Annotated in this window: 17 protein-coding genes and 1 tRNA gene; 4 read left to right on the plus strand and 14 right to left on the minus strand. The window is 42.1% G+C overall.

Annotated features, from left to right (window positions below):
* Positions 1-12: 12 nt before the first annotated feature.
* The 4 genes from comGB to M1D98_RS11980 form a co-directional block, all read right to left on the minus strand.
* Positions 13-1,050, minus strand: coding sequence for a competence type IV pilus assembly protein ComGB (gene comGB / locus M1D98_RS11965; protein WP_268524138.1), 1,038 nt, complete (start codon positions 1,048-1,050; stop codon positions 13-15).
* On the minus strand, positions 1,037-2,107 hold the full coding sequence (comGA, locus tag M1D98_RS11970; protein ID WP_121642898.1) for a competence protein ComGA: 1,071 nt from the start codon (positions 2,105-2,107) through the stop codon (positions 1,037-1,039). Before comGA ends, comGB begins: the two co-directional genes overlap by 14 nt.
* A 211-nt stretch (positions 2,108-2,318) precedes the next feature.
* Positions 2,319-2,729, minus strand: a complete 411-nt coding sequence (locus tag M1D98_RS11975; protein WP_121642899.1) for a CBS domain-containing protein — start codon at positions 2,727-2,729, stop codon at positions 2,319-2,321.
* Between the two features lie 64 nt (positions 2,730-2,793).
* Positions 2,794-3,747: a magnesium transporter CorA family protein gene (locus tag M1D98_RS11980; RefSeq protein WP_268526938.1), complete on the minus strand. Its 954-nt coding sequence runs from the start codon at positions 3,745-3,747 to the stop codon at positions 2,794-2,796.
* A 145-nt stretch (positions 3,748-3,892) separates the two neighbouring features.
* Between M1D98_RS11980 and M1D98_RS11985 the strand changes: the two genes are divergently transcribed.
* Positions 3,893-5,221 carry a CNNM domain-containing protein gene (locus tag M1D98_RS11985; protein WP_435576530.1) on the plus strand — a complete coding sequence of 443 codons (1,329 nt, stop codon included), beginning with the start codon at positions 3,893-3,895 and terminating at the stop codon, positions 5,219-5,221.
* Between the two features lie 58 nt (positions 5,222-5,279).
* Here M1D98_RS11985 and M1D98_RS11990 read toward each other — a convergent pair whose 3' ends face one another.
* Positions 5,280-6,116: an STAS domain-containing protein gene (locus M1D98_RS11990; protein WP_010328240.1), complete on the minus strand. Its 837-nt coding sequence runs from the start codon at positions 6,114-6,116 to the stop codon at positions 5,280-5,282.
* 89 nt (positions 6,117-6,205) lie between these two features.
* Here M1D98_RS11990 and M1D98_RS11995 point away from each other — a divergent pair.
* Positions 6,206-6,276, plus strand: a tRNA-Gln gene (locus tag M1D98_RS11995).
* 66 nt (positions 6,277-6,342) lie between these two features.
* On the opposite strand, the gene mgsR is transcribed toward M1D98_RS11995, so the two are convergent.
* Positions 6,343-6,720, minus strand: a complete 378-nt coding sequence (mgsR, locus tag M1D98_RS12000) for a transcriptional regulator MgsR (RefSeq protein WP_010328239.1) — start codon at positions 6,718-6,720, stop codon at positions 6,343-6,345.
* Positions 6,721-6,950: 230 nt separating this feature from the next.
* Between mgsR and M1D98_RS12005 the strand changes: the two genes are divergently transcribed.
* Positions 6,951-7,196: a DUF2626 domain-containing protein gene (locus M1D98_RS12005; protein WP_003226300.1), complete on the plus strand. Its 246-nt coding sequence runs from the start codon at positions 6,951-6,953 to the stop codon at positions 7,194-7,196.
* 36 nt (positions 7,197-7,232) lie between these two features.
* Here M1D98_RS12005 and M1D98_RS12010 read toward each other — a convergent pair whose 3' ends face one another.
* Positions 7,233-7,868 carry an MBL fold metallo-hydrolase gene (locus M1D98_RS12010; RefSeq protein WP_010328238.1) on the minus strand — a complete coding sequence of 212 codons (636 nt, stop codon included), beginning with the start codon at positions 7,866-7,868 and terminating at the stop codon, positions 7,233-7,235.
* Positions 7,869-8,024: 156 nt separating this feature from the next.
* Here M1D98_RS12010 and M1D98_RS12015 point away from each other — a divergent pair, with 156 nt between their 5' ends.
* Positions 8,025-8,198 carry a DUF2759 domain-containing protein gene (locus M1D98_RS12015; RefSeq protein ID WP_010328237.1) on the plus strand — a complete coding sequence of 58 codons (174 nt, stop codon included), beginning with the start codon at positions 8,025-8,027 and terminating at the stop codon, positions 8,196-8,198.
* 31 nt (positions 8,199-8,229) lie between these two features.
* Here M1D98_RS12015 and M1D98_RS12020 read toward each other — a convergent pair whose 3' ends face one another.
* From M1D98_RS12020 to yqgP, 7 genes are all read right to left on the minus strand, one after another.
* Positions 8,230-8,544, minus strand: coding sequence for an MTH1187 family thiamine-binding protein (locus tag M1D98_RS12020; RefSeq protein WP_010328236.1), 315 nt, complete (start codon positions 8,542-8,544; stop codon positions 8,230-8,232).
* Positions 8,545-8,546: 2 nt separating this feature from the next.
* On the minus strand, positions 8,547-9,602 hold the full coding sequence (locus M1D98_RS12025) for a YqgU-like beta propeller domain-containing protein (protein ID WP_435576529.1): 1,056 nt from the start codon (positions 9,600-9,602) through the stop codon (positions 8,547-8,549).
* A 68-nt stretch (positions 9,603-9,670) separates the two neighbouring features.
* Positions 9,671-10,801 (minus strand): M14 family metallopeptidase, encoded by a 1,131-nt coding sequence (locus M1D98_RS12030; protein WP_100740127.1) that lies wholly within the window; start codon positions 10,799-10,801, stop codon positions 9,671-9,673.
* A gap of 81 nt (positions 10,802-10,882) precedes the next feature.
* Positions 10,883-12,799, minus strand: coding sequence for an LTA synthase family protein (locus M1D98_RS12035; protein ID WP_268559093.1), 1,917 nt, complete (start codon positions 12,797-12,799; stop codon positions 10,883-10,885).
* 114 nt (positions 12,800-12,913) lie between these two features.
* Complete coding sequence (glcK, locus tag M1D98_RS12040) at positions 12,914-13,879, minus strand: glucose kinase GlcK (protein WP_121642906.1); 966 nt, start codon at positions 13,877-13,879, stop codon at positions 12,914-12,916.
* Positions 13,880-13,896: 17 nt separating this feature from the next.
* The gene (locus M1D98_RS12045) at positions 13,897-14,103 is read right to left on the minus strand and encodes a YqgQ family protein (protein WP_121642907.1); all 207 of its coding nucleotides are present in this window, start codon (positions 14,101-14,103) and stop codon (positions 13,897-13,899) included.
* A 108-nt stretch (positions 14,104-14,211) separates the two neighbouring features.
* The gene (gene yqgP / locus M1D98_RS12050; protein WP_121642908.1) at positions 14,212-15,735 is read right to left on the minus strand and encodes a rhomboid protease YqgP; all 1,524 of its coding nucleotides are present in this window, start codon (positions 15,733-15,735) and stop codon (positions 14,212-14,214) included.
* Between the last annotated feature and the right edge of the window lie 61 nt (positions 15,736-15,796).

Raw genomic sequence — 15,796 nt, forward strand, 5'->3', positions numbered from 1 at the left:
GGCCTCTTCCTTTCATATTTGATTCATCATCTGATACATAGGCAAGAGCATAGACAAATACACAAATAAGATCATCGCAGCAACAAACCCATAAATCACAGGCTGAAGGATGCCTGTCCATTTTTGCGCCTTGTGTTCCAGCCGCTGCAATATGAACTGGCTGTATGTGAAAAGCTCCCGATCCAGGCGGCCGCTCAGCTGGCCGTGAGATATGACCTTTGAAAAATCCTTTTCATAAAAAGGGCTGTCACAAATAGCGGCTTCAATTGATTCACCAGCTTTTAACCGTTCAATCACTTGCTCAGCCTCGCAGCGGTAAAAAGGGAGAAACGTTTGTTGTTTAAATGCATTTAGGCTGTCATAAATGGAGAGGCCTGATTGTAAAAGGCTGCTTAGCTGCAAAGAAAAAAAGTAGCTGTTAAACAGCCTGATTAGGTTTCCAACGAAAGGGATCCTGACACAAATAAGCATTTGCCGAGCAGGCGGTTTTTTCTTAAACACAACCCAATAATAAAGCCCGATACCTGCTGCAAAAAAAGCCGTCAGAATGACCATCAGATCAATATGCTGAAAAAAAGCGAAAAGCATATCAGTAAAACGTGAGGTTTTCATATTCATCGATTGATAAATGCCGGAAAACTGAGGAATGATGATGGACTGTAACATATAAAACATGACAGCGACTGTAAAGATGAGGAAAAGCGGATAGCGCAGCACCCTTTTCAGCTCGTCTGCCTGTGCCAGTTTTCGTTCCAGAAGCTCTCCGCTCTGGATCATGGCAGAAGGCAATTCACCATGTGTTACAGCAAAATAACAAATGCCTATAGCTTCCTTATGAAATGACAAACTCTTTAATACTTGATAAAACGGAGCCCCTTCCCTCAAACGAGTGACCGCGTCAGCCAAGGCGGCCGCCTGCCTCTTATTCAACTGAAGTTTCATCAGGCGTAATCCATCCATAAGCGTATATCCGCCAGCCATCATTTCACCAAGCCGCTTCAATAACAAGGCTTGATCCTTTAACGGCCAAGTTTTTCTAATCTGTTTCATGATAAACCCACCGGTCATAGTTATTTGTGGTCAAGTAGCCGAGTGCAATTCCTTTTCTAATAATTTGACGCAGTGTTTGATATTGGTAATTTGCATGATTTCCTTTTGCCTCCTGAATGCATTGCTGAAGGTTTTTTCCGTAAAGCAGTTCATAAACGCTTGCTCTTCTGGTGTTTCGTGACTGGCGGCAATACAACGATGAACATCCGTTTTCACAAAACGGGCAAGTTAAATCAACCAAACGCTGAGCCGCTACCGCAATGACAGTCTGTTCGATTTCATTCATATTAATGCCGAATTCAAGCAGCCTGTAAATCGCGCCCTTCGCATCTCTCGTATGAAGGCTCGTCAGCACCAAATGCCCCGTCATCGCTGCCCGTACTGCGATTTCAGCTGTTTCCGCGTCTCTGATCTCACCTAAAATAATCATATCCGGGTCATGGCGCAAAATAGCCTTCAGACCTGCCGAATATGTCACACCCGCTTTTTCATTCACCTGCACCTGCAGAACATCCTCATCCCTTGTTTCAACAGGGTCTTCCAGTGTGACGATATTTCGATTAAAATGTTTTTTTGCATATTGAACGAGAGAGTATAATGTTGTCGTCTTCCCTGAGCCAGTCGGCCCTGTAAAAATGAGCATGCCGTGTGAATGTTTTAAAAATGAGAGTAAAGTGGCTCCCGTCTTCGGAAATAATGACAGTTTATCGATCGAAGGGATATTGTATTGAGGCATCACTCTGATCACGAGGCTTTCTTCATTAATTGTGGGGAGTGTCGACATTCTTAAATGAACATGTCCCTCCTCTAGCTTTAACGTCAGCGAACCATTTTGCGGTTTTCGTCTTTCCCCTATGTCCATCGCTGAGAGAAATTTAAAATGTGAAATCAGTCTTACACACTCTTCTTTTTTCATGTTCCTTTTTTTCAACAAGGCATGATCTACCCGGAAATGAATGACGGCGTCCCGCTCCCTCGGCACAATGTGAATGTCAGAAGCCTTTGTTGAATACGCCTCTTCAATTAAGGTTCTGCTTGTCATTTCTATTGAATCCAATTTGATTCCCTCTCCTTTCCATGCGTATTGTAGAAAAATAAGGACTGGTAATCAAATGGAGAAAAAGTGGTTTTCCCGGGATGTTATATGTAGAAAAATCAATTCCTGCTGGCAAAAAAGATTGTTTCAGCTGAATATACCGCATTGGTTTTATTATTTTCTCAATAAAAAAGCAGACATGGTGATCATGTCTGCTTCACTTCATCTTTCGTTATGCTGGTTTAGAAATTTCACTTAATGCTTCTCCGGCTTTTTGATCAGTATCCTTCTCAACGGAAAGATCGCCTAATGCCACAATACCGGCAATTCGTTCGTTTTCAAGAATCGGTAAACGGCGGATTTGGTGCTCTGCCATAAGCTGACTCGCTTCTTCAGCAGACATATCGGGATGGCCGGATACGGTGTCAGCGCTCATGATGTCACTCGCTTTTGCATCCACCTGATTTTCAGCTAAGCATCTCGTCACAATATCGCGATCAGAAACAATCCCCTTAAGTGTGCCATTTTCACAGATTGGAATAGAACCGACATTGGAGTCTCTCATCTGTTTCGCTAGTTCCGTGATTGAAGCGGTTGGTTCACAGCATTCCACATTCTTTGTCATGATGTCTCTTATTTTCATTTCCATTCCTCCTTTACCGTGTTCTATTTATTGTTTATCCGCTGCACAAAAAATGAAACATCTCCTACAATGTCCGCCTTTTTCGAGATTTCTTTTTCTTCTTCCCCTCCTGCAGCATATCTCCCGTCCAGCCTTTCTTCATCAAATACAGGTAGATCAAGACCGTAGACGTGATAATCAATAGGAGGGAAATAAGATATCCGTACTTCCAATTCAGCTCTGGCATCACCGAAAAGTTCATTCCCCAGAGAGCCCCCAGTCCTGTAACCGGCGTAAAAAGCGTTGTAAAGATGGTCAGCGCTTTTACAATTTCATTTCCTCTGTGAGAGGTAATGACTTCCTCTGAATGCAGCAAACTATTAAGCTCCTTTTCAAATTCCCTAATGTATGTAACCCCCCTGTCAATTTTCAGGTGTACCCGCTGATAATCCTTTTCTCCTTTATTATGCGGCAAAAAGGTTTCCTTCAACGCCATTTCGATTTTTTTGGCGCTTAGAATTAAGTTTTTCCAGGTCATCAGCTCATGGTGCAGGAGATGAACGCGGTTTAAAATGCTTTTGCTATTGTCGTCTTTGATTTGCCATCTAAGCTTTCTCAGCTTTACTTCAAATTCATCTACACCGATTAGATAGGCATTCATTAATTCACCAAGAAGGATTAAAAATCCCTCTATGGCATTGTCCGCTCTTTCCATTTGCTGGACTACTTGTTTTCCCTTAATCCCCTTCAAAATCGAAAAATCAAAGTTTATTGTAAAAAAATATTGCCTGGTAATATAAAAGTGAAAAACGGTATGGTCGTTTTCCTCATCCACCCCCTGATCATATACAATTGAGCCAAATACCGCTTCATTTTCCGTTTCATTTGTGTCTACGCGCAAAAAGTTGACATGGTGATTATTTTCAAACCACTTTTCACATTGAGGCCAGTGAGAAAAGTGGATCAGATCTCTTGCCTTATCTCTTTCCTGAGGCCCCATTTGGTACCAAAACCAATCCTTTCCCGTATGTGCCTTCATGACAAGCTCCTCCAAACTTTTATTCTTTTATTCTTTAATTGCCCAAGATAGGCATCACTAAACCAGTCAGCCGCTTCCACACACATGTTTTGTGTGCATTTTCCGGTGGTATGGATCTAAAAAGACATCGGAAAAAGGGAGGTGCATGCCTTCCTTGGAGAAGGCAGTTATTTTGGAATTTATCAGTTTACTAGCAGTCGCTATTCTCATTTTGTTAACAGGATTTTTTGTCGCCGCAGAATTTTCCATTGTAAAAGTGCGGCGATCCAGAATTGACCAGCTTGTCGCAAAGGGAAAAAAAGGTGCTAAAGCGGCAAGGCACGTCATCACTCACCTTGATGAATATTTATCTGCCTGCCAGCTGGGCATTACAGTGGCAGCTTTAGGACTGGGTTGGTTGGGGGAACCGACCGTGCAAACCCTGCTTCGCCCCCTTTTTCATAAAGCGGGGTTAAATGAATCGCTCACCCACCTTCTTTCCCTTGTCATTGCCTTTTTAGCGGTGACGTATTTAAATGTCGTCATCGGGGAGCTGGCGCCAAAGAGTTTCGCCATTCAAAAAGCAGAAAGCATTACCTTAATGCTCGCCAAACCGCTGATTTGGTTTTATAAAATCATGTTTCCATTCATTTGGCTGCTGAACCACTCTGCCAGGTTGATTACAGGGTTGTTTGGGCTGAAGCCGGCATCAGAGCATGAACTGGCGTATACAGAGGAAGAACTGCGGGTTCTTTTGGCTGAAAGCTATAAAAGCGGCGAAATCAGAAAAAGTGAATTAAAATACGTGGATAACATCTTCACCTTTGATAAACGAATGGCAAAGGAAATCATGGTTCCCCGAAATGAAATGGTTAGTTTGTCACTTGATGAAGATGTAATCCCAAGTCTGCAAGAAACAGTAAAGGAAACGAAATATACACGGTACCCCGTGGTAAGAGAGGATAAAGATAACGTCATTGGCGTCATCAATATGAAAGAAGTGCTGTTTACAATGCTGACGGCAAATTTTTCACTCAACAAGCAGCAAATTGAACCTTTCATTCAGCCCGTTATCCATGTTATTGAGACAATTCCGGTTTATAAATTACTGCTGAAAATGCAAAAGGAACGCACCCATATGGCGATTCTTATTGATGAGTACGGCGGGACTTCCGGCTTGGTCACTGTCGAGGACATAATCGAAGAAATTGTAGGAGAAATTCGCGATGAATTTGACGCGGATGAAGTGCCTCATATCCGCGAGCTCGGAAAGAATCACTATTTATTAAATGCAAAATTATTAATCAGCGATGTAAACAACCTGCTTGGAACAGATTTATCAGAAGCAGAAGTGGACACGTTGGGCGGCTGGTTTCTGACCCGAAATATAGACGCCGAGGCTGAAAGTGTGATTGAATATGATGGCTACACTTTTAAGGTGAAAGACATCGACAACCATCACATTTTATTTATAGAAGTTAAAAAAGCTGAATAGCCCACGGGAGGCTGTTCAGCTTTTTCCAGAATGAACATGATCATGATGGTTCAGGACATCATGATTCTTCTATTTTAAATCCTTTATTCGCCAGGGCTTTAGCAAGACTTTGCTCGGTTTTCACATTCGAAAAATCAAGACCAAGCTTTACCACAGTCTGGGCAATCTCCGGCCTGATTCCTGAAATAATCGTCTCAATTCCGAGCAGTTTGGTGCTGTCAATCACTTTGAAAATTTGATAAGCCACCATTGTATCAACGATGGGAACGCCCGAAATATCTAAAAATAAATAGGAAAGTTTTAACGCTGAGCATTGCTGCAGCACCGACTCCAAAATCGTCCTCGCTCTGTACGTATCAATTTCACCGACAAGCGGAAGAATCCCTATCCCGTCAGAGATCGGCATTATCGGCGCACTCAATTCATTAATCATTTCTTTTTGCGCGTTTAATTGTATCATTGTAACTTGTGAATATTCTCCAGTAAACACTTCGATGATCTCATCAATGGTTTGATTCAAGATCCGGCTCCACTCATAAATATCCTGAATACCGATTTCTTGAGAAAAGGCTTCGCTGAACGTCTGGATCCATTCAAACATGATGTGCCTGAAGGCGTTAAACTGGCCGACACTTTCTGTTACACTTACTTCATGAACAACTCGGTCTCTGGCGCATTGAAGAGACCATCGATTGAGCTCATCCTTTACGTCTTCTTTTCTAAGGGATTTCGCCACGATGGTCACTAATGATTCATGCTGGTCTTTTAACTTTTGTTCTAACTTTTTTTGATCCTTAGCGGACTGCAGCCAACTTCCTTTTGATGCGCAAGTTTCCAGCCATTGTTTGATAATATCCTCTTTGTGCTCTGTTACATGCTGATCAAGAGCTATCATCTTAATGAGCTACCTCCTGTTTTTTTTTGAAAAATGATGTTTCATATGTATAATGCGTCTTTCTCTACACATACTATGTTTACATTCGATGGGCTATAGCCAAGCGGTAAGGCAATGGACTTTGACTCCGTGATCGTTGGTTCGAATCCAGCTAGCCCAGTTTCTGAACAGGTGAAAAACCGAAGATAAGCTGATTCAAATAAATCAGCGGATCTTCGGTTTTTCATCATGCAGATTGATGAACCGTTTTCTTCTTCGATAACTTCAACAGTTCTCCCGGATTATACCCGATCACCAGCTTTTTGTTGTCTACAAGAATCGGACGTCGCAAAAGCTTCGGCTTCTCGATTAAAAGTTCCAGCACCTCATTTACGGTCATCTCTTCGATGTTTAGATTTAAATTTTTGAAGGTCTGGCTTCTTGTCGCTAAAATTTCATCAATACCTTCTGTCGTTAACGATAAAATGTACTTTAATTCTTCTACTGTCGGTGTTTCTCTGAATAAGTGCCGTTCATTAAATTCGACTTGATGTGCTTTAAGCCAATGTTTTGTTTTTCGGCATGACGTGCAGCTTGGATATGAGTAAAAAATGATTTGTTCCATTTCTTTTTCCTCCTCAGTTAACCATCTCTTTGTAGAATAACTACCCGGATCATTTTTTTTTAAACCATTAAAAGAACTTTTTTTTGAATTATTTTTTAAAAACCATTCATATAATAGAAAACACAATCAAAGGAACAAATTCCATTTGTATAACAATAATGAAAATGTTTACATTTCTAGGTGTGTTCTATTATAATAACAGTCAGAGGGACTCTCGGGAGGGGATAAAAATGAATCGCATGTTCCGGGTGTTAGGATTTTGGACGGGAATTTTTGCAGTCATGTTTTATTTGGGTGATATGAAAGATGCTTCCCTATTATTTTTTGGACAGACGATCTTATTTGTATTTCTATCGTATTTGAACTTAACTGAACGCATGTATATCTATATTTTTGGCGCTTATTTAACGATTTTCTTTGCCGGCTTTACATATTACTCGATTTTTATTATGGTGCCCGGCGGAGGAGGCCATTAAATGCAAAGAGACAAACCTTATCGGTTTGTCTCTTTTTTACAATGAAAATCCATTTAAAAACGGATTTTGATCCTGCTCAGTCTGCACGTCTGTTTCAGGGCCATGGCCGCTTAACACCAGCGTGTGCTCCGGCAGCGTAAGCAGTTTTTCATGAATGGACGTCAGCAGCGTCTCTTGATCGCCTCCTATTAAATCCGTACGCCCTATCCCGCCTTGAAACAGGACATCTCCGGAGATCACCAAGTCAGCATCCTTCGCATAGTAAGAAACACTGCCTGGTGAGTGTCCCGGTGTAAATAATGTTTCCAAATGAAACGGCCCGATGTTCAGCTCACCGTCCCCTTCAATGAAATGATCTGCAGGTTTAGCTGTGACTTCTATTCCCCGCAGCATGCCGGAGCCGTTTAAAGAGGCATCCGTAAGCCAATTCTTCTCATTTTGATGCAGATATACAGGAATATTCCACTTTTCTCTCACTTCATCAAGCGCCCCAATATGGTCAAAATGGGCATGTGTAAGCAAAATGGCTAAAGGCGTCAGCCCTTTTTCTTTTATGTATTGATTGATTTTATTTCCTTCGCCGCCCGGATCAAAAATCAGGCATTGATCATCATTGATGAGAAAATATGCGTTCGCTTGAATCGGCCCAACTGGCATTCGTCTCCATTTCACTATCATCACCTCTTTCTTTTTATGCTCCTATTATGAGGGTTTTTGAAAAAAGATTCAAACAATCGCAATGAAAACGCTATCGACAAACCTATAAAAAACAGGTAGAATAAAAATGGAAAGAATTGCAGGTTTTTCAATGTAAAAGGGGGCTGCGTAATGTTACTAGTCGTGATTTTCGGCCTTGTCACTCTTTTCGCTTTATGGGGAGTCTTGCGTTCTGTTAAAAATAAAAACATACTTGGTTTTTTATTGGCCGGAGCCACCTTATTTGTCTTTGGTTGGTTTACCGTGATGACCGTGATAAACAGCGGCTATCCAACAGCACATTAAAACCTGTATCCAATCGGATACAGGTTTGTTTTTATTGCTGTAAATGTTTATTGACACTTTCTATTTTGCTTTCAAGCGTTGTTTTTTTGTCACGCCTGTCATCAATTCGGATGTTTGTCGCCACTCTGTGCAGCCCTTTTTGAAATGGGGCTTCGTGAATTTCCTGAATGACTGTGAAAAGGTCACTAAGTTCTCCCTCGATCAGCGTATTCATCGGTGTCAGCTGATATTTGATTTTCCCTTTTGCTTGATATCCTTCTAAAATCTTTTGCACATCGGCCACGTAAGCACTCACACTAGGTGTTTCCGTTCCGATTGGGATAATGGTTACATCTGCGATAGCCATTGTTATTCCATCTCCTTTTGATCAATAATGAGTTGCTTCATTTTATGTGATTTTAATGAAATGATCTGCTCAAAATGAAAGCCGTATAACGCATATTTTCCATTCGGAGAAATTTGAATCGGCTCCATTTCCTGCAGAGAGAACATATCTTTTGCCTTTCCTGATGACACATTGACAGCTGCGAGCTTATATGCGTCGCCGCTTCTTTTAAACGTATAAAACAGGTCTTTTGTTTCATCAAAATCATATTCCATCGGAGCCAAACTTGTATATTTCGTTTGAAGCGGCAATTCCACTGTAACTGGCGATTTTGATTGCGGCGTAGTAAAATGATACGTCCCTTTTTGTCCAGAAGCTGATTTGACAGTAAAACTCATTTGATGAAAAGAATCAAAGAAAAGAACGTCATCCCCGAGCTTCTGTTCCGTTTTCGAGGCCGTATCAAACGAGTATAAAGACCCTGACTTATCGTCTCTTCCCTCTCTTACATAATCAAATGTGCTTTTGGATGTCCAATGAATAAACGGAACCTGTACCGGGCTTAAGGTAGAATCGTCTTTTTTGGCATTCACCTGATATGTATGAAAGTCCCAGTTTTCAGAGAATACCGTAATCATCATTTGATATGGATCATACTGATTCCAAGCAGTCTCGAGCTCATATGTTTCATATTCTTTTTGGTAAAGCGTCTCACCTTTTGCATTAAGCAATAACACTGCTGTCTTATGGCTGTGCGTAATTTGGAGAAGAATCATCTGCTTCCTTGAATTTATTTGAACATCAACGATTTGTCCATCCGTCCGATAAAGCTTTTTCTCTTTGCCGGTAAAGATGCTGTACGAAAAAAGCTCTGTTTTCGTCGGATCGGACGCGGTATATAAAATTGTGCTGTTCGTAAGCCAGCCCTCTGCTCCATCCGCTTTTTCCGCGGAAAGCGGAATAATATCTTTTTCCTCATCTTTTGCCGCCGATGCCTGTTTTTGCTGCTGATGAGATGGTTCGCATGCCATTAAACTAAACAGCAAAGCCGACAGCAGCATGAAACAAACTGATCTCATCAGCCTTCCCCTCCGATCATCTTTATTGTCGCATATTTGCTGCGGCAGAAAAAAGAAAAAGTTTTCAGTTATTCATGAAAACATAGCGACCTCCACAAAATGCCGCTTGTCGCGTGATAAATATGTGAAAACTGCTGAAACGGCAAAGGGTTTTGACCTTTTCCAAGTTCCACCGTATACCCTTCTTTAAAATAATGGTGAATAAACCAATCGCGAAACCCCGCATAGCTGTCTATATCCCTTATCCCTTTATAAATGTTCCCGCTTACCTTCTCAAAATCCTTTATGACTGCAGCAGATTCTTCAGGCTCAAGGCCTTTGTAACCCCAATAAATTTCTTCTCCCTGAGTATGGAGAGCCAGCAGTCTGTCAGGCGGATTCTCCGTTACCAGACGGTACATCGCAGTGGATTCCGGTTCCGTAAGCGGAGTGGTTCCCGGGTAATCGCGGTAGCTGGGTGCTGTCGGCTTGCGGTGTTTCTCAATTTCCCATAATGACGGAAATTGTTTATTTAAATCAACTCCGTTTATGTTTGCCTTCCATTCATTAAAATTCGGGCGATGGCCATTTAGCCGTTCGAGCTCCTCTTTTCTGGTTCCCATGCCTTCTGATCCATTCAAGACTAAATCAACGCCATCCGGATTGACAAGAGGAACGAGAGACAAAGAAGTGCTGCTGAACAGCTTCATAGGAGAAAAGCCAAAGAAAGGCGAGTTGCAGCATAATGACATGCAGTATTCCTTAAACCATTTCAGCAGGACAGATGTGGTGATCCATTCATTCGCATGAAATGAGGCGTTCATATGAACCTTTTTTTCCGCATGCTCCCCGCCAGCCTTCAGCTCCCAGATTGGTCTGCCAAGTACAGAACGGCCGATTTCCCTGCATGAAACAAAAGGAAACACATGAATGATCTTCTTTACTTCCTTTTCAACCGCTGCACCATCATAGATTTTTTCTTGTTTGATCCAGTTATCAGAAAGATCAAGCTGCCGAGGCTGTAAAAAGTTCTTGATCTCCTGAATGGTTTGAAGTTCCTTATCGTGATTTTCTTGAATCATATAACCAGGACAATATAATTGGTGCTTCTGTGCGGAACGATTTGCACTTTTCAGCAGTTCCTCGTCTATCTTCAGCTCTCTCGCCACTCTGGCCAAATTGTGCTTGATCTCAGGTTTCACCGTAATAAACGCCATCATCATCCCCCTTTTTTGTTACTATATGACAGCATTTTAAAAAAAAGAAAGCCTCCCGCCACTTTGATGGGGGAGACATTGTAATTACGATGCCTGATCAAGCATTTGTTTTTCTTTACGTTTTGACGAATTGTCCAGCCTTTTCTGATCGTAAAATCGCAACAAATCCCCATAGATGATTTCATCAGAAAGTGATAGCTCCTGTTTCGCTTTATCAGCAAATGCTTCACACTGTTTTGCCTCTTTTAGCGGCTTACCGGTCTCTTTGTCATAACAAACACCGTCAGTGTATACAACCTGATCCGTGATAAAGCTCCCGTCTCGGAGTACGGTAAAGTCCAGTTTTTCCTCTGAAAGCAAATCGTTGCCAAATTGAATTTGATCTTTCGTTTCAATCCCCAAAAGGTTCATCAGCGTCGGCCTGATATCAATCTGCCCGCCCACTGTTTCAATGGTTTGCGGCTTTTTATCGGTAATGCCGGGAATATGAATGACAAGCGGCACCTTTTGGAGCTGCACTTCTTCAAATGGTGTAATCTCTTTCCCTAAAAATTGCCCCATCGCTTCATTGTGGTTTTCCGATATTCCGTAATGGTCACCGTATAATACAATAATAGAGTTGTCGTATAACCCGTCTTCTTTCAGCTTATCGATAAACCGTTTCAGCGCCTCATCTTGATAACGTACAGTAGGGAAGTATTTATTTAGCGTCTTGCTGCTTGAATCATATTCATCAATCAATTTGTCCTCTTCATCAAGATCAAACGGGAAGTGGTTTGTCAGTGTAATCAGCCTTGAATAAAACGGCTGAGGCAGATTTTTCATCAGCTCTGAAGACTGCTCAAAAAATTCTTTATCCTTCAGTCCCCAGCCAACTGAATTTTTGTCAGTCACATCGTAAGAGTTGATATCTAAAAACGAATCATATCCAAGCGATTCGTACATTAAATCCCGATTCCAAAAGCTTTTATTATTAGCGTGAAGGACAGCTGAATAGTAACCGCTGTTTTTCAAAATCTCAGGCGCGGCCCTGTATTCGTTGCCTGCATTTGTAAAAAACACGGCGCCTCGTCCAAGCGGATACAGTGAATTATCCACGATAAATTCAGAATCCGATGTTTTCCCTTGGCCGGTTTGGTGGTAAACATTACTAAAGTTGTAGCTCTGTTTGATAAAGTCATTCAGAAAAGGGGTAATTTCTTGCCCATTCACCTTTTCATTAACCACAAAACTTTGCGTTGATTCTAAGGATACAAGAATGACGTTCCTTCCTTTTGCAGCGCCGAATAAGCTTTTGTTGGCATCTTTCGCATTAGCGGTTACATAGTTTTCAATTTCCGTGAGGCTGTTGCTGTCAGCTAAGGCTCTTTGGGCCGACTGCTTGGATTGAAGAACACCGTCGTAAACATGAAAGTTAAACAAACTGATGTTTTTAACAAGCATTTCCCTGTCAAATGAACGTGTCAACAGCTGAGGTCTTTCCGCTTCAGACAAGCCCAAATTGAAGAAATAAACAGAAGCAACAAACAGAAAATATGCCGCACGTTCATTTTTCGTGGAGGGAATGTCCGATCGAAAAGCTTTTTGCCGGGAGTGAAGCCATATTAAAACTGCAATATCTACCGCCAATAGGAGGTCTGTCGGCTCTAGAAGTGTTCCGATGCTGCTTCCGAGATCACCCATATTGCTCGTTTGAAAAAGAACAGGGATCGTTAAGAAATCATTGTAAAAACGGTAAAAAACCATATTCGCCAGCAATACAAATGTGACAAGACAGCTCATCGCAATAATGTAACGATTTCTGATTTTACCTTTTAAAAACAGGCTGAAGCCAAAAATGAGCAGTAAAAAGCTTAATGGATTGATAAACAGAATAAATTCCTGCGTTAGATTGTCGATTTTAATATGAAAACTGGTTTTGTAAACAGCATACGTTTTCAGCCACATCAATAAAATGGCAATCAGCATAAATGAAATCTTCGAAAAAAACGTTTTTCGCATTTCAACCTCCTATGCAGCACGCTCAAAAATCAGTCTATTCCTAACATTCTCATTAACACATCAAATTAAATCTTAACCTGAGCATAACAAAAAATCAATTTCATTTACACAAGTTTAACAATTTTGGTGTTTCAGCCATTCGTTTTTAGCGATCCAAGCCCCGCCGATGACGCCGGCATCATTCCCAAGTGTGGCAATAGAAATATCAGCCGCTTCGGCTGCCCGTGGAAACGCACATTTGCGGAATGTTTTCTCGACTTTTGACCTCAGCATTTCACCGGCTCTCGAAACACCGCCGCCAAGAACGATTTTTGATGGATTAAGCGAGCTTGCCAAATTTCCAAGCACCAAACCAAGGTGCTTGGCTACATACTCAACGACTTCAAGGGCAATTTCGTCATGTTCACCCGCCGCTTCAAATACATCTCGCGCTGACAAGTGTTCAGTAGCTTGTAAACGTGTCGTCTTTTTAGCATTTGCTATTTTCTCTTTTGCAATTCTTACAATCCCGGTTGCCGACGCTATCGTTTCGATACAGCCCGTTTTCCCGCAGTTGCAAGGCGCTCCGCCTTCAGGAATGCTGCAAATATGACCGATTTCCCCGCCTGCGCCATTTATGCCATGTACAATTTCACCATTTACAATGATGCCGCCGCCAACTCCTGTGCCAAGCGTCACGAGAATGACGTCTTTTGCGCCGTCACCCGCTCCCTTCCACATTTCCCCGAGCGCGGCAATATTCGCATCATTTTCTATCACAGCCGGAATACCGGTCTCTGTCTCCAGGTGGTTCTTTAAAGCGTAATTTTTCCATCCGAGATTTACCGTTTCATAAACGACTCCTGCCGCCATATCTACAGGACCTGGTGCGCCCATTCCGATGTATTTGATGATATGTTTCGGCTTTTGCAGCTCATCCAGCTTGCTGTCGATTGTTTTTGCAATAGTAACAGTAATGGTGTCACCGGTTTTATCAGTCGGGACTTCCCACTTATGCTGTATTTCACCATATTGGTTAATCAAAGCTAGTTTAATTGTTGTTCCTCCCAGATCAATGCCTGCAAACCATATCTCGTCCATTTTTATCACCTTAGCCTTTACATAAATCTTTTCTGTTTTGCTTGTTCCAATTCTTTTCGAAGGACAGATGCCGCTTTGGCCCACTGCTCCTTCTCAATCATGTGGTTCATGTATAATTCCTTTAATTCATCCAGCATAAACTCTATTTCAAGCTCTCTGTCTCCAAAATAAACAATGTGGCCAAACGTTTTTAACAGCTGCTGCACATCATAAAATGTATTCATTTTTCCTCACCATTCTTACCTATCATAAGCGTATTCATATAGATAAGCCAGTCAAGAAGAAAACGCTGACAATGAGCCAGCCTCCCTCTTTGGCATATATGCCATTCCTTATGATACTTTATTGTTCTCAATATGCTGCTGCATCTCTTTGTAGCGCTGCTCCTTCGGCTTCAGTTTTATAGCCGACTCGATAGCCTTTTCCGCTTGACCAAGCTCATTTTTTTCCGCATACAGCAAGGCTAAGTAGTAATAAGAGGCATGGTCTTTAGGTTCTTTTTTCACTGCTCTTTCCAACAGGGAAATGGCCTGATCATATTCGCCGATATGAATGTCAGAAACAGCGAGAATTTTCAATAAATCGGCCGAGGCATCTTTTTGTTCCGCTTCTCCATTCAGCAATTCTGTTACTTCTTTATACTTCCCTTCCTGATACAGCTCGTTTGCCTGCTGAATCAGCGCTGACTCCTGATGAGAAGGCGAATGCAATCCGTAATATAAAAAACCAGCCGCCAGAGCAACCAAGAAAACCGCTGACAATAGTCTTCTTCCCAATGCTCCGGCTTTGGGCAATCCTAATGCGGCAGCTGCGAAAAAGCCGCCAATCAAGCCGCCGATATGCCCCGAATTGTCAATATGAGAAACCGCAAAACCAAAGCCCAAATTGATGATAATAATGACAATAATATTGGTTCCAATGGTTCTAAAAAACATTTTCCGATTTGACAAAGCTACATACAGCAGTGCTCCTAAGCATCCGAATATGGCTCCTGAAGCGCCAGCTGAAGGATACGGGCTGAACACAAAGCTTGCGATCGAACCCGTAATGCCTGCCGCCAGATAAATCAGGAGAAATCTGCCCGATCCGTACATCCGCTCAACCGCTGTGCCGACCGACCATAAAGCCAGCGTATTAAACGCTAAATGCACAATGCCGATGTGAAGCACAATCGGCGTCAAGAGCCGCCACCATTCACCAGCTGCAATCAGGCTGTTTTCTTTTGCTCCAAAAGCGACAAGCGTCTCTGTATTTGTGCTGCCTCCCTTTATTTCAAGCAAGAAAAACATCAAGACTTGAAGCGCGATGAATAAATAAGTAAAGAACGGTTTTCCGTTTTGAAACACCGCTGCTTCATTTTTTCTTTGTTCTTCTTGTTTCAGAATCAGCGAAAGAAAACGCTCTCTCGCCATTTGCGCGTCTTCGAACGAAGCGCGGGCTTCTGTATATTCTTCTGCTCGATATGATGGAAAAACAGCTTGAAGATCATCACGAAGCATGGTTCCCCTCACGATCGCCGGCTCAACTGATACAGGCCCCATCTCAAAAGGCTTTTCGGCGATCTCTTCCCAGTCATCGACAGGGGCTTCCGCTGAAAAAAATACATTCAGCAGCTTCATCCGACGTTTGCCCACTGACGTTCTGATTCGTTCTACTCGTTCAGCCTGCTCTTCTATGTCCCTCGCCATTTCCTCACGAAAATCAATATCATGTTTATAAAGGCGAACCAGATCATAAGAGGACTTGTCCGGTGCTTCCAGCCATATTTCATCTGACTCACCGGCTTGTATGACGCCATACCCGTTTTTCACAAAGTGCGCCGCGATTTTCCAATATGTATACTCCAGTAAATACATGTGTACCGCTCCAATGGTTTTTTTTCATTATAACAGCTGGCGGCTCCGAACGCCTACTGAA

This window comes from Bacillus sp. K7 (genome assembly GCF_053903245.1).

Coding starts and splice junctions, on each gene's coding strand:
- M1D98_RS11980 (WP_268526938.1), bottom strand. CDS start 3,747: ATGAAGGCACATACGGGAAAGGATTGGTTTTGGTACCAAATGGGGCCT.
- M1D98_RS12030 (WP_100740127.1), bottom strand. CDS start 10,801: ATGATGGCGTTTATTACGGTGAAACCTGAGATCAAGCACAATTTGGCC.
- M1D98_RS12020 (WP_010328236.1), bottom strand. CDS start 8,544: ATGGCTATCGCAGATGTAACCATTATCCCAATCGGAACGGAAACACCT.
- yqgP (WP_121642908.1), bottom strand. CDS start 15,735: ATGTATTTACTGGAGTATACATATTGGAAAATCGCGGCGCACTTTGTG.
- M1D98_RS12035 (WP_268559093.1), bottom strand. CDS start 12,799: ATGCGAAAAACGTTTTTTTCGAAGATTTCATTTATGCTGATTGCCATT.
- mgsR (WP_010328239.1), bottom strand. CDS start 6,720: ATGGAACAAATCATTTTTTACTCATATCCAAGCTGCACGTCATGCCGA.
- M1D98_RS12005 (WP_003226300.1), top strand. CDS start 6,951: ATGAATCGCATGTTCCGGGTGTTAGGATTTTGGACGGGAATTTTTGCA.
- comGB (WP_268524138.1), bottom strand. CDS start 1,050: ATGAAACAGATTAGAAAAACTTGGCCGTTAAAGGATCAAGCCTTGTTA.
- M1D98_RS12025 (WP_435576529.1), bottom strand. CDS start 9,602: ATGAGATCAGTTTGTTTCATGCTGCTGTCGGCTTTGCTGTTTAGTTTA.
- M1D98_RS12045 (WP_121642907.1), bottom strand. CDS start 14,103: ATGAATACATTTTATGATGTGCAGCAGCTGTTAAAAACGTTTGGCCAC.
- M1D98_RS11975 (WP_121642899.1), bottom strand. CDS start 2,729: ATGAAAATAAGAGACATCATGACAAAGAATGTGGAATGCTGTGAACCA.
- M1D98_RS11990 (WP_010328240.1), bottom strand. CDS start 6,116: ATGATAGCTCTTGATCAGCATGTAACAGAGCACAAAGAGGATATTATC.
- M1D98_RS11985 (WP_435576530.1), top strand. CDS start 3,893: ATGCCTTCCTTGGAGAAGGCAGTTATTTTGGAATTTATCAGTTTACTA.
- M1D98_RS12015 (WP_010328237.1), top strand. CDS start 8,025: ATGTTACTAGTCGTGATTTTCGGCCTTGTCACTCTTTTCGCTTTATGG.
- glcK (WP_121642906.1), bottom strand. CDS start 13,879: ATGGACGAGATATGGTTTGCAGGCATTGATCTGGGAGGAACAACAATT.